This window comes from Clostridioides sp. ES-W-0016-02 (assembly GCF_020641035.1).
Lineage (GTDB): Bacteria > Bacillota > Clostridia > Peptostreptococcales > Peptostreptococcaceae > Clostridioides.
The window spans coordinates 1,675,913-1,689,272 of the sequence record NZ_CP061361.1; the positions used below are offsets into that span (position 1 = coordinate 1,675,913).

Annotated in this window: 15 protein-coding genes; 12 read left to right on the forward strand and 3 right to left on the reverse strand. The window is 27.1% G+C overall.

The window, feature by feature from the left end; all coding sequences use genetic code 11:
• Nucleotides 1-105 precede the first annotated feature (105 nt).
• The 5 genes from IC758_RS08095 to IC758_RS08115 are packed head-to-tail and all read left to right on the forward strand — an operon-like array spanning nucleotide 106 to nucleotide 3,740.
• On the forward strand, nucleotides 106-585 hold the full coding sequence (locus IC758_RS08095; protein ID WP_227433042.1) for a PTS sugar transporter subunit IIB: 480 nt from the start codon (nucleotides 106-108) through the stop codon (nucleotides 583-585).
• A gap of 15 nt (nucleotides 586-600) precedes the next feature.
• Nucleotides 601-1,023: a PTS sugar transporter subunit IIA gene (locus IC758_RS08100; protein ID WP_227433043.1), complete on the forward strand. Its 423-nt coding sequence runs from the start codon at nucleotides 601-603 to the stop codon at nucleotides 1,021-1,023.
• Between the two features lie 28 nt (nucleotides 1,024-1,051).
• On the forward strand, nucleotides 1,052-1,843 hold the full coding sequence (locus IC758_RS08105; protein ID WP_227433045.1) for a PTS mannose/fructose/sorbose/N-acetylgalactosamine transporter subunit IIC: 792 nt from the start codon (nucleotides 1,052-1,054) through the stop codon (nucleotides 1,841-1,843).
• Entirely contained in the window at nucleotides 1,836-2,636 is an 801-nt protein-coding gene (locus tag IC758_RS08110) for a PTS system mannose/fructose/sorbose family transporter subunit IID (RefSeq protein WP_227433047.1), read from the forward strand. Before IC758_RS08105 ends, IC758_RS08110 begins: the two co-directional genes overlap by 8 nt.
• A 48-nt stretch (nucleotides 2,637-2,684) precedes the next feature.
• The gene (locus IC758_RS08115; protein WP_227482392.1) at nucleotides 2,685-3,740 is read left to right on the forward strand and encodes an SIS domain-containing protein; all 1,056 of its coding nucleotides are present in this window, start codon (nucleotides 2,685-2,687) and stop codon (nucleotides 3,738-3,740) included.
• Between the two features lie 183 nt (nucleotides 3,741-3,923).
• On the opposite strand, the gene IC758_RS08120 is transcribed toward IC758_RS08115, so the two are convergent.
• Genes IC758_RS08120 through IC758_RS08130 form a run of 3 tightly spaced genes read right to left on the reverse strand, consistent with a single transcriptional unit; the run spans nucleotide 3,924 to nucleotide 6,091 of the window.
• On the reverse strand, nucleotides 3,924-4,673 hold the full coding sequence (locus tag IC758_RS08120; RefSeq protein WP_227860869.1) for an ABC transporter permease: 750 nt from the start codon (nucleotides 4,671-4,673) through the stop codon (nucleotides 3,924-3,926).
• Complete coding sequence (locus IC758_RS08125; protein ID WP_227860870.1) at nucleotides 4,667-5,629, reverse strand: ATP-binding cassette domain-containing protein; 963 nt, start codon at nucleotides 5,627-5,629, stop codon at nucleotides 4,667-4,669. The genes IC758_RS08120 and IC758_RS08125 overlap by 7 nt, the downstream gene beginning before the upstream one ends.
• 3 nt (nucleotides 5,630-5,632) lie before the next feature.
• Complete coding sequence (locus IC758_RS08130; RefSeq protein WP_227482395.1) at nucleotides 5,633-6,091, reverse strand: GyrI-like domain-containing protein; 459 nt, start codon at nucleotides 6,089-6,091, stop codon at nucleotides 5,633-5,635.
• Nucleotides 6,092-6,444: 353 nt separating this feature from the next.
• Between IC758_RS08130 and IC758_RS08135 the strand changes: the two genes are divergently transcribed.
• From IC758_RS08135 to IC758_RS08165, 7 genes are all read left to right on the forward strand, one after another.
• Nucleotides 6,445-6,801 carry a GntR family transcriptional regulator gene (locus tag IC758_RS08135; RefSeq protein WP_227433053.1) on the forward strand — a complete coding sequence of 119 codons (357 nt, stop codon included), beginning with the start codon at nucleotides 6,445-6,447 and terminating at the stop codon, nucleotides 6,799-6,801.
• A gap of 72 nt (nucleotides 6,802-6,873) precedes the next feature.
• Nucleotides 6,874-7,590, forward strand: coding sequence for an ABC transporter ATP-binding protein (locus IC758_RS08140; protein WP_227433054.1), 717 nt, complete (start codon nucleotides 6,874-6,876; stop codon nucleotides 7,588-7,590).
• Nucleotides 7,583-8,407: an ABC transporter permease gene (locus IC758_RS08145; protein WP_227860871.1), complete on the forward strand. Its 825-nt coding sequence runs from the start codon at nucleotides 7,583-7,585 to the stop codon at nucleotides 8,405-8,407. The genes IC758_RS08140 and IC758_RS08145 overlap by 8 nt, the downstream gene beginning before the upstream one ends.
• 10 nt (nucleotides 8,408-8,417) lie before the next feature.
• On the forward strand, nucleotides 8,418-9,629 hold the full coding sequence (locus IC758_RS08150) for a hypothetical protein (RefSeq protein WP_227836079.1): 1,212 nt from the start codon (nucleotides 8,418-8,420) through the stop codon (nucleotides 9,627-9,629).
• Between the two features lie 20 nt (nucleotides 9,630-9,649).
• Nucleotides 9,650-10,450 (forward strand): hypothetical protein, encoded by an 801-nt coding sequence (locus tag IC758_RS08155; protein ID WP_227860872.1) that lies wholly within the window; start codon nucleotides 9,650-9,652, stop codon nucleotides 10,448-10,450.
• 11 nt (nucleotides 10,451-10,461) lie between these two features.
• Nucleotides 10,462-11,730, forward strand: coding sequence for a hypothetical protein (locus IC758_RS08160; protein ID WP_227860873.1), 1,269 nt, complete (start codon nucleotides 10,462-10,464; stop codon nucleotides 11,728-11,730).
• Between the two features lie 317 nt (nucleotides 11,731-12,047).
• The gene (locus tag IC758_RS08165) at nucleotides 12,048-13,229 is read left to right on the forward strand and encodes a metal-dependent hydrolase family protein (protein ID WP_227860874.1); all 1,182 of its coding nucleotides are present in this window, start codon (nucleotides 12,048-12,050) and stop codon (nucleotides 13,227-13,229) included.
• The last annotated feature ends 131 nt before the right edge of the window (nucleotides 13,230-13,360 follow it).

Genomic DNA, 13,360 nt, shown 5'->3' on the forward strand with positions numbered 1-13,360 from the left:
AAATTGAAAAAAAGTATGCCACTAGTTGGCATGCTTTTTGCTTTTATAAATAAACAAGAGGATAAAAAATAAAAATTTTAATATATAATGGAGGATTTGAGGAAAATGATATCTTTAATGAGGATTGATGACAGACTAATACATGGTCAGGTAGCATATGGATGGACAACATCATTAGGTATAAATGTAATATTAGTTGCAAATGATGAAGCAAAAAACGATCAAATGAAAGCCATGTCATTAAATTTAGCTAAGCCTAGCAATGTAACTTTATATATAAGGGGGGTAGAGGAATCTGGAGAAATAGTAGAAAAATTTGCTTCTTCAAAGAAAAGTAATGTATTAGTATTAGTAAAAAATACAAAAGATGCTTTAGATGTAGCTAAAAACTCAGGAGGAGTTTTAAAAGAAATAAATGTAGGTGGATTAAGATACGAGGAAGGAAAGAAGAAGCTGACAGACTTAGTTGCTGTTGATGATAATGATATAAACAATTTTAAAGAAATAACTGATTTAGGAATTGATATAGAATTTAGAATGTTACCTAGAGACAAAAAGAAAAAATTATCAGACTTAATAAAATAATTTGGGAGAAAGAAAATGAAAAATTTTTTAATTGCAACACATGGAGAATTATCTAAGGAGCTTGTTGAGACAAGTAAATTAATAATTGGTTCATTAAGTAATGTTGAGTACTTTTGTATGACAAAAGATAAATCAGCAGACGATGCTGAGAAAGAAATGATAAGTATATTATCAAATAACAAAAATAATGGAGAACTTATCATACTAACAGATATATTTGGTGGAAGTGTAGCAAACATATGTACTAATTTACTCTTACAAGGGTTTAAATTTGAGTTATTGACAGGAGTAAATTTACCAATGCTTTTGGCTATTCTTTTATCAACAGAAGAGGATGCAAAGCTATTAGCTAAATCAGGTTTAGAGGAAGCGAGAAATGGAATAGTTCATGTAAATGAACTATTAGAAAATAAAAATGAAATCAAAAGTGTGATGTAATTAATGTAAATTAAGAGGGAGGTTCACTATGTTAGTACAAGCTATTATGTTAGCTATTATAGCAGGCTTTGGTATATTAGATGGACGTATATTTGGTCAGTCTATGTTTGATAGACCAATAGTTACAGGGGCATTAGTAGGATTAGTTTTAGGAGATATAAAGTCAGGAATTATGATTGGTGCACAACTTGAATTAATTTGGATGGGAATTGCAGGAATAGGTGCAGCTACTCCTCCAGATGTAGTAACAGGTGGTGTATTAGGTACAGCGTTTGCTATATTATCAGGAAATGGTGCAGAAGTTGCTCTAGCTGTAGCAGTGCCAGTAGCAGTTTTAGCACAATCTCTTGGAGTATTGGTTAGAATAGTAAACTCATATTTTTCTCAAAAGGCAGTTTTTTATGCTAAACAAGCTGACTTTAAAAAGGTTACTATAATGATGTGGATACCAGTAGTATTATTCTTTTTAAGTACTTCAGTTCCAACATTTTTAGCAATTATGATTGGTGCTGATAAAGTTACAACATTAATAAATGCAATACCTAAAGTTATATTAGATGGATTAGGTGTTGCAGGAACATTGTTACCAGCAGTAGGATTTGCACTACTTATGGATATGCTACTTTCAAAAAAGATGTCTGTATTTTTCTTTATAGGATTCCTCTTAGCATCTTATGTTGGACTAGATATAACTGCAATAGCGTTGTTTGGAGTCTGTGTAGCAGTTATATTAAACTTTTATATTAATAACAAAGAAAATAGTCAAAATCCTCAAGTAGCAACTAATATTTTAACGGAAGGAGAGATTGACTTTGAATAAACTAACAAAAAAAGAATTAAGAAGTATGTTTTGGCGTTCATTTGCTCTTCAAGGTGCGTTCAATTATGAAAGAATGCAAAACTTAGGTTATTGTTATGCAATGTTACCTGCAATAAAGAAGTTATATAATAAAAAAGAAAATCAAGCAAAAGCGATAGAAAGACACTTAGAAATTTTTAATACAACCACAGTAGTAGTTCCTGCTATATTAGGTATAACAGCAGCTATGGAAGAGGAGAATGCTAATAATTCAGAATTTGATGAAAACTCAATCAGTGCTGTTAAAACAGCTCTTATGGGACCTCTTGCAGGAATTGGGGATTCACTATTTTGGGGAACATTTAGAATTATAGCTGCTGGAATAGGAGTATCACTTGCAAAAGAAGGAAATATATTTGGCCCGCTATTATTCTTACTGTTGTATAATATCCCAGCATTTGCTCTAAGAATACTTGGACTTAAATATGGATATAAAGTCGGAGTAAATTCACTTGAAAGAATACAAAGAGAAGGGCTTATGGAGAAAATAATGTCTATGGCTACAACTGTTGGTTTATTCGTTGTAGGAGGAATGGTTGCAACAATGTTGAGTATAACTACTCCACTAAAATTTAATTTAAATGGTGCAGAAGTGGTTTTACAAGATATATTAGATAAAATAATACCTAACATGTTACCTTTAGCTTTTGCATTTGTAATATATTACATGCTAAAGCGAAAGGTAAGTGTAACAAAGTTAACTCTAGGCATTATAGTTGGAGGAATTGCTTTACATGCAATAGGGTTATTATAGAAAGAAAATTATAATTTATTAAATATATGAATAAGGAAGGCATACAAAATGAGAATACAAGATTATATGTTAGAAACACCAGCAAAAATGAGAGAAATGATATCTAATGCAGATAGTTTATTTAATGAAATTAAGAAAGAAGATATAAAAAAGATTATAATAACAGGTTCAGGTACTAGTTATCACTCAGGATTGCAAGTACAACCATATTTGCAAAATTTATTAGACATAGATGTTGTAGAAAAGTATCCATTTATGATAACTGAAGATACATTTAAATTTGATAATAAAAATACTTTAGTGGTGGGAATATCTCAAGGTGGAAGTAGTTATTCTGCATATAATGCTATGAAGTTAGCTGAAGACAAGGGTTGTAAAATAGCATCTATGGCAGGCTGTAAAAATGCTCTAATAGATGAGATTTCTGACTATATATTAACAGTGAATTGTGGTGAAGAAAAATCTGGTGCTAAAACAAAAGGCTTTTATTGTACAAAGTTAAATTTAATGTTATTAGGTCTTCAAATAGCTAGAGAAAAGGGAATAATATCTAGTGAAAAGTACAATGAAGAGATAAATAAGATATTGGATGCAATAGATAGATTTGAATCAGTATATAAATCATCTGAGCAATGGATTGAAAGAAACAAAGAAAAGTTAGTTAACGCTAAAGAAATAAGAGTAGTAGGTCACTCTGATATATATGGAGATACATTAGAGTCAGCATTAAAATTATTAGAGACAATGAGAATTCCTGTAACTGGATATGAGTTTGAAGAGTTCATACATGGTGTATACAATGCTATAAATAGTGATTCTACTATATTTATACTAGATACAGGAAGAGAACCTAGAGTAACTAAGATGGTTGAAGTACTTTCTGGATGGACAGACAATGTATTTGTCATAGGTAGAGATGTTGCAGAAGAAGATAAAAATTTAAAGGCAGATATTATAGATAATCCTTACTATCAAACGTTTAACTTCATAGTACCTATACAATTGATATGTGGAGAAATACCTACATTAAGAGGTATAAACCCAAGTATTCCAAAAGATACTAAGTTCCACATGAAGTTAGGTAGTAAGAAGTTTAATAAGTAATTATACATATAAGTACTTTAGTTTATAGTTTCTTGTATAAATTTATAAATATACACTTAAGTAGCATGAATTATAAAGGTGGTGTCTCAAAATGATTTTAATTAATCATTTTGGAACACCACTTTTTTAGTGTATATATAATAGATTAGTTTTTTACAAATCTACACACATTATCTTCAAAAATTAACTTACCATTTCTTTTTTCAGTCTCCACATAGCAAGTGCGAAACTTCCACAACACAATATTAAAAATAACACTATAACAGGTAGTATATCTCCAACTAGAATGGTTTCACCAAATATTAGACTACGTAAAGTATTAATAACATGGGTAAATGGATTGAGCATAACTGCTATTTTTAATCCTCCAGATAAATCTTCAACAGGGAAGAGAGCAGAGCTTAAAAAGAAAATAGGAAGTACAATGGCAGTCATAATTGTTTCATAAATTATTTCATTTGGTAATAATAGACTTATAGCATAAGCTAGGCTTGATAAAAAAAAGGCTGTCATAAATATCAATACTATCATTATAGCAATTCCACCAATACCAGATGCTATTTTTACTGAAAAGAATATGCTTACTATGCATAAAATTGCTACTTCAATAAAAGACACTAGGATAGCTTCTAGTAACTGACCAAAGACAATGGAATATCGACTAATAGGTGCAATTAAAACTCTATAAAAACTCCCGCTATTTTTCATTATAAAATTGATGATACCACCACTACTACATGATGAAAAGATAACCAATACAATTATACCTGGAAGTATAAAAGCTGTATAATTATCGACATTCATATCACTCATAGTTTGGTTTGCGACAGAGCTATAAAGTACAAGCCAAAGAAGAGGTTGTAATATAGTAACTACAAATGAAATTGGATTTTTAAAACGCCATTTCATACTACGCCATAAGATATTTAACATTTCCATTCCTCCTTTAAATCTTTCTTAGAACTTGTTAATGCTAAAAAAACATCTTCAAGACTTGGCTCTACAATTTCTATTGCATCAAACTTTATATTATGCTCTAAAAGAAATTTATTTATTAAAGTAAGTGAAGTTCTACTTTCTTCTACACTTATGAAAAGAGAATTTTCATGTATATTCATAAATTTAACTAAGCAAGCATTTTTAATATCATTCTTATATTTTTTTATATCTTCAATATCATGAAATGCGATACGAAGTATATTTTGCTTAATATAATTACGTAAACTAGATGGTGTTCCTTGTGCCAAGTCTTTTCCATTTTTCATAATACAGATATTATCACTTAGCTGTTCAGCTTCTTCAAGATAATGAGTAGTTAGAAAAATAGTTGTACCATATTCATCTCTAATTTTTAGTAGCATATCCCACATAGCTTTTCTTGAATCTACATCCATACCAACAGTAGGTTCATCTAAAAACAGAATCTTAGGAGACGACACCATATTCATAGCTATATCTAATCTACGTTTTACTCCACCAGAATAAGATGAAGTAGGATACTTTAAGTAACTAGTTAACTCAAATTTTTCAATTAAAGAGTTTATTCTTTCTTTTGCAACTTGTGGTTCCACTTTATACATTTTGCTTTGGAATATCATGTTTTCCATGAGAGACAGGTGTTCATCAATAGATACTTGTTGTGCTACACAAGCAATTTGAGTGCGTATCCAAGATGGATTATTTATTAAGTCTTTTCCAAGCATCGTTACATTACCCGCTGTAGGCTTATAAAAAGTGGTCAAAATATTGATAAGCGAAGATTTACCAGCACCATTTGGACCAAGTAAAGAAAATATTTCTCCAGTCTTTACACTAAAACTTAGACCATTTAAAGCTCTTACACCATTTTTATATTGTTTTACTAAATTGTTGATTTCGATTGCCAACATGTATTATTCCTCCTCTTTAAGTGGAAATATGATTTCTGTAATATATTTATCTGGATTACCTTTTATTAGCATACCTGGTCCTTTAATAAATACTTCTCTCCAAGGAGTTTTTATTGTTAGATTATTTTCATGAATATATTTAAATATCATTTCATATGTTTTCGGCAAATTGTTATATGAACCAATGTGGGTAAAAAACAAAGCTTTTGTTTTAGGAAACTCTTTTATTGTTACACCCATACGATTTGGAGTTTCAGAAGTTGGTACACATAACTCCATTTTTCCTATGCCAGTTTCTTGGTCAACATTATGGTAACAAAAGAATGGTGCACCATTTGATTTTCCTTTTATAGATTTAAATACATTTGGAAAATATTTTGTTGCTTCAGTCATGGGTCCATTGTAACTCATAGTAGCTGCTGTGACTGATTCGATGTTTTTAATTTCAATTTTATAATTCATTTGTTTTCCTCCTTAGGTATGTTTATAATGGTTTAATTAACCCATTAAGTATTAGTACAATATAAGATTTTTGATTCATTGATGATATAACCTTACCTTGTTTGTTTTCAAGTCTAACATAACATAAAATATATATCCTCTCATTTGATGCTCAATTTTGTAAACTTATTATTTGAATTTTGATTTCAATGATTTAATAAATTAAAATCAAATAATTTATTAAAAAGTATTTACAAATTAAGTGTATTAATCGTATAATACACTTAACGAAATATAAAATAAAATTTAAAGTAGAAGTGTATTTTTTTAGAAAAAGTGTATTATCGTATTAATACACTAGAATAGGAGGAAGTATGAATTTTGAATTAGATAATACATCTCCAATTTATTTGCAAATAATAAAGCATATAAAGAGACAAATAGTAACAGGAGAATTAAAACCAGGAGAAACAATACCATCAAGAAGAGAAATGGCACTTAATTTAAAAGTAAATTTAAATACTGTTCAAAGGGCATATAAGGAGATGGGTGATATGAATATAATAAATACTTTTAAAAACTATCAGAGTAGCGTGACAGTTGATGAAAATATATTAAAAAATTTAAAACTAGAGTTAATAAATGAATCTTTAGTTGTATTTATAGAAGATATGAAGGCAATAAATGTTACTAAAGAAGAAGTTTTAAAGATAATAGAAGATAGATATTAGTTTTTTAATAAATATAAACACTTAACTTATAAGGTTAATTGTACAAGCATATTAAATATGGAGGATACTAATATGATAGAAATTAAAAATGTAAGCAAAACATATAAAAGAATGCAAGGACTAAAAGTAAAGAAAATAGATGCTTTAAAGAATGTAAGCTTTAGTATTGAAAAAGGAAAAATAACAGCTTTACTTGGGATAAATGGTGTTGGTAAGTCAACAATTTTAAAAGCAATAGCAGGGCTTATAAAAATTGATAGTGGAGAGATTTTAATAGATGGAGAAAAAATGAATAAAAACATATATAATAAACTTGCATTTGTTCCAGATGTAGAATCTCACTTTAGTAATACAACAATAAAAGAGTCATTTGAATTTATGGAAATTTTTTATCCAAGATGGAATAAAGAAAAATCAAAAGAAATGATGGATATATTTAAACTGAATGAAAATGAATTAATTGACAATTTATCTAAAGGAAATATTGCAAGAGTAAAATTAATTCTTGGATTTTGTCAAGACCCAGACTATATATTACTTGATGAACCATTCACAGGGATTGACTTGTTTAAAAGAGAAGAATTTATAGGAGTAATAGCACAGTATATGAAAGAAAATCAAGCTATTATTATAACCACTCATGAGATAGTAGAAATAGAAAGTCTAGTTGATGAAGTTATAATTCTTGATGAAGGTAAAGTAATAACATCATTTAATGCAGAAGATTTGAGAGAAAGAGAAGGTAAGTCTATATTAGATAAAATGAGGGAGGTATATAAGAATGAATAAGCTTCTATGTCTAATAAATGTAGATTTAAGGAGAAATAAGAGGTTTTATATAGCCTATATATCTTTTTTATCTTTAATTACATTGGGCTTAAATTTATTTGAAATTATTAAATTTAAGAACTCTAAATTTATTATAAACTTAGCAATAGAGGATTTTGGAGGTGTATTTTATGGAATAGGTATCATTGGCAATCTTAGATGTATCCAAACAATTTTGCTGTATGGAATATTGGGAATGTTTACATACTATATTTTTATGTGGAAAAGAGATTTCTTTTCTAAAAATCAAAGTATTTATACTTTAATGATGTTACCTCAGAATAAATTTAAACTTTGTATATCTAAGTCAATCACTTTGATAACAATGGTATATGGTTTTTTGATAAGTCAGATAGCAACATTATTTATATGTAAACACATATTTAATTTTGTTTTTAGAAATGTTCCAATAGTTAATATGTCCTTTGCTCAGGATTTATATTATTTAAATTTAAAAAGTATTCCAATCGATTTTATTTATTTCATAACAATTTATGTATTTTTACTGTTTGTAGCTATTTCTTTTTTGAATAGTTGTATATTATTCACATTTTCTTACAGAGGTAAATTTTATGTGATTTTAATTACCTTGATAATTTTGGCAGGGTTATATTTTTCAACAGTATATATAAATATAATTAGTTTGTTTAGAAAGTATTATGGATTTGTTGGAACACAACTTAATGCCTTAGGTAACTATGTATTAAGTTTTATAGTTATAATGTTTATTTTAAATGGAATCTCTTATTTCTTAATAAATAAGAAATTGTCTATTTAGGAGGTGTGACATGAAATTAAAATCTAAAATATCTATACTTATTATATTTTTAGCAGTGGCAATATATTTTAGTATAGACCTATTGAACAATGAAAACAATTTAAGTATAAAAACGATAAAAGGTGACCAAGATGAATTGGGTTATATAAACATATATTTTGGATATGATTTTAATGGATATATAAATTCAAGATATATAATAAATGGAAGCAATAAAACTAAAAAAACAGAATTATTAAAATCAATAAAAGAGAGTGAGAACACGAATAACCTAATCGATGTCTCTAGTGGTTTGGATTCAATAGCTCATGTTGGTTTTGAAATAAGTGATGATTCTAAATCTAGTTCAAAAGGGATAAATTTTGTTATAGATGAGAAAAAAGAAGACCTAGAAAAAGGTGTATTTATTTCAGAAGGAAGTGATAAAAAAGTTGAATATGAAAAACTAGATATGGATAATTTTATAAGAACTAAATATAAAGTAGATAAAGATATCGATGAGTATCATGTAAAAGTGCTATCATCAAAAAGATACAAAAAAGATTTATATGTGTCTGTGCTTTATGCTCCAAATGAGTCATCAGAAAAAAATGAAGAAGATTTGAATACTATAGATATAATAAAGATTAATACTAAAAGTAAAAAAATAGAGACGATAAAAAGTATAAATATAAGCAAGTATCTTTTTGAAAAATACAACAACATACAGAGTATTGATGTAAGTTATTCTAGTAAAGATGGAGATAAAATGTATATTTTGATAGAAGCGATAAATGCAAATACATGGGATGATGTTGATTCTAAGCTCAATTTACTTGAGTATAATGTTAAAGAGAATAAAGAGAAAATAATAGAATTAAAAAGTTATAATAGAATGTCTTTGGAAAAAGCAAAGCTAAAAGATAGTAAATTATATATGATAATGTCAGAAAGAGATAATTCCAATAAAAGTAAAGAGGTAAATTTAATAACTTATAACATACTAGATGGCAGTTTAGTTGAAGATAAATATGTTTTGGATGAAAAAGAAGAAAGAAGCATCAGAAACATTGAAATTGATTCAAATAAAATCATTGTATGTACATCAAAAACAAATTCCGTACTACCCTGGGACAATAAGACTATTCTATATATAATAAATAAAAATTCGAAAGAAATAGTGTATAAGGGAGAATTACAGTTTAATAGTTCAAATAGCAGTTTAGAATTTGAAATAAAGTAGGTGAATTGATGAGGGATTTAATGAAGTTATTTGAATTTGATTTAAAAAGAAACATAAAAAATTATATATTTATAATAAGTTGTTTTTGTTCTATTGTATTTTTAAATCTAGTGAAAAATTTAAATGATTATAACTATATAATAGAAAATGCAGTAAAAACTGAGCAGTTATCAAAAGTAGGAAAGACAATAGAAACAGTAAGTGTCATGGGATTTTCAAGTTTTGGAAACATAATGGGTTCTATACAATCATGTTTTTTATTTGGGATATTTGTGTGTATTTGTTATGCTTTTTTTATTTGGTATAGAGATTTTGACATGAAAAGCAAATCCATATATACACTTGTGATGCTTCCTAAGAATAAAATTAATATTTATATATCTAAATTATTAAATGTATTGTTTCTAGTGTATAGCTACACTATATTATTTACAATAACTTTATTTATTGCAAGTAAAATACTACCTAATTATATGCTTGGTAGTATTGCAAACTATAATTTTGTACAAGAAACAATATATAAATTAAATATTTTACTTCCATACAGCTTTGAGAACTTATTAGTAGAATATGTATTTTTACTAATAGGAGTTATATGTGTAGTATTCACATCAATTCTTATAAATAAATCTGTGTATAAGATGAGGGCTTTAATGAGTTTTCTATTTTTAGTTATAGAAATTCTAATATTTATAATTCTTGTAGAGTTTATTATACCTTATGAATATAGTAATTTATTTACTGTAGTATATTCAAGTGTGAGCATATTTGTATGTAGTTTTATGTCTAATAAACTTTTAAATAATAAAATTGACTTTTAGGAGGTGTATATATGAAAGAAAAGAAATTAGGAAAATATACAATATGTTTTATAACAGTATGTTTATCAATGATTATTATGACTTTGATATTGAGTTGTCTTAGTAAAAATAAATTATCTATAAGAACTTTAAATGGTAATCTAAAGGATATAGGAAGAGTTAGTTTAGTATATACACCAAATATAAGTAGATATACTTATGAAGAAGTAACCATAAGTAAAAATGGGACAAGAAATGATATAAATCCTAAAACTAAAATTGGAAATGATTATTTGCATATTGATAAGAAATACAGCGATTTTATTGATGGTAAAGGAATCGAATTTATATATAAAGATGATTTGAATATAGGGGTAGCATATACTTCTACTAAGTCTAATTCAGTACAGGAAAGAAACAATTTAAATGATTATATAAAAGTTTCAAATAAAAATTTGAAAAGTGGCTTAGAAGAAAATTTTGATATTGATTTAAAAAAATCTGATTTTAAAGAAAATAGTTGGCAAACTATTTTTAACAAAATATATAGAGGAAATTTATATATGGTGATTAGTGAAACAAATGTTTCAGGTGTTACAGTCAATAATATTTGTATATTAAAGGTAGATATAAAAAATAAATCCTATAAATTATTAAATAGATTTAATTTAGACTCACAAAGTAAATACCAACAAAATATTAATGAGATTAAATTTTCTATTGGAAGTAAACTTTATTTAGAGAGGTTAAACAACAAAGAGATAAATGGTGACATTGAAGGGCATGATAATTATTCAGATTTCATTGTGTATGATATAGAAGAGAATTCTTTCGATAAAAGTAACAAGTTTATGGATAATTTAAATAAAGAAAAAAATGCTGACCAAGGGGAAATGGGCTTATTGAGTAAAACAAAGTTAGACTATATCGTTAAAGATAACAAACTAAATATTATAGTTACAGATAAGAGTCGTTTTATAATTAATCTTGTTTATAGTGTTGATTCTAATGAAATTAAACTAGAAGATTATGAAAAGCTTAATTTAAAAGTAGATTATGATGAAGCACTATCTGGTGTTAGGAAAGTTAAGTTATTAGACGATAAAATATACTCTATTTCAAGTGTAAAGGAAACTATTTCAGGAGAGAAAAAAGGAAGTGGAGTTACTTCTGATATAGTTGGAACCAAGCCAATAAAATTTCAAGTATTTGATATGAATCTTAAAAAAACAGTATATGAAGCTGAATTGATAAATGGAGATGTAAGTTTACAAGATAAGTTATTCTTTGTAGCAAATTAAATAATAGTATTAATCAAATAACTTTAAATTTAGATATTTTTTCATGTAAAATATAAAAATGAATAGATAAAAATAAAACAAGATAATTATATACATTTTGATTATCTTGTCTTATTTTAGCATTGATATAAAAGCAATTTGATTAATATCTTTTACATATTATAAATATTCTAATATTATAATATATTCTAGTTTAATCTGATATTTAATTCACTTAAATTTGAAATGATAGTAATATAGTGGTAGAATTAATTATTAGAATATTAAAAATAATAAATAAATAATACATTATACTTGAAGAGGGGGATAATTTAAAAATGATTAAAAAGTATATAAAAGCAGGAAATTTAATTGATGGAACAGGAAATAGTATTATGGAGAATAAAGGTATAATTATTGATGGAGATACTATACTTGAAATTGAAGATATAAGAGAAGATTTAAGTGGATATGAGGTGTATGATTACCTAGATAAAACTGTTATGCCAGGAATTATGAATTGTCATGTGCATTTGACAATGGAACCAGTAGGAAATCCAAAAGTTTATTATGAGAATGTATCTGATGTAGAGCTTGTAGTAAATACAATAAAACAACTTGATGCATATTTAGATTCAGGAGTAACATATATTAGAAGTCTAGGTTGTCCGAAATATGTGGATGTACAACTTAAAAATCTTATAGACAAAGGATCTATAGATGGTCCTGGTATAGTTACTTCAGGTCCAGTTATATGTATGACAGGAGGACATGGATACTATTTTGGTATTGAAAGTGATGGAGTAGATGAATGTAGAAAATCAGCTAGAACAGTTTTAAAAAATGGAGTAGATTGTGTAAAGATAATGGCTACTGGAGGTGTAACAACTGATGGTGTTGAGCCAGGTTCACCACAGTTGACTTTAGAGGAAATGAAGGCTGCTGTAGATGAAGCTATAAAAGCAGGTAAAATAACTGCTACACATGCACAAGGAAGAACTGGTATAAAAAATGCAGTTCTTGCAGGTATTACTTCTATAGAGCATGGTGTTTATTTAGATGATGAAATAATTGATTTGATGCTTGAAAAAGGAACATATCTAGTTCCAACAGTTGCTGCACCATATTTTATTTTAAATGCAGGAAAAGAAAGTGGAATAACTGAGGCTACTCTTAGAAAGTGCGAAATTGTTGCTATTCCTCATAAGGAATCATTCTTAAAAGCGTATAAAAAAGGAATTAAAATTGCAGTTGGTTCTGACGCAGGAACTTCTTATAATGAACATGGAAAGACGTATTATGAAATGAAATTAATGTCAGATTATGGTATGGATAACATGGATGTAATAGTAGCAGCTACAAAAACTGCATCCGAACTTTTAAGAATTGATAAAAATTATGGAACTCTAGAAAAAGGAAAGAAAGCAGATGTGATAGTGGTAAATGGAAATCCTATAGATAATATAGATGTAATGTCAGATGTTTTATCAGTATTTAAACTTGGCAAAAAAGTTAGATAATAAAATAAAAAAGAAATTAGAAAAAAGTGTCTGAAAGAATGTTTAAAAGATTAGAGACACTTTTTTTTATTGATAATATTTATTAATACTTTAAAAATTCATATGTTATTTTATATCCATTAGTTAATATA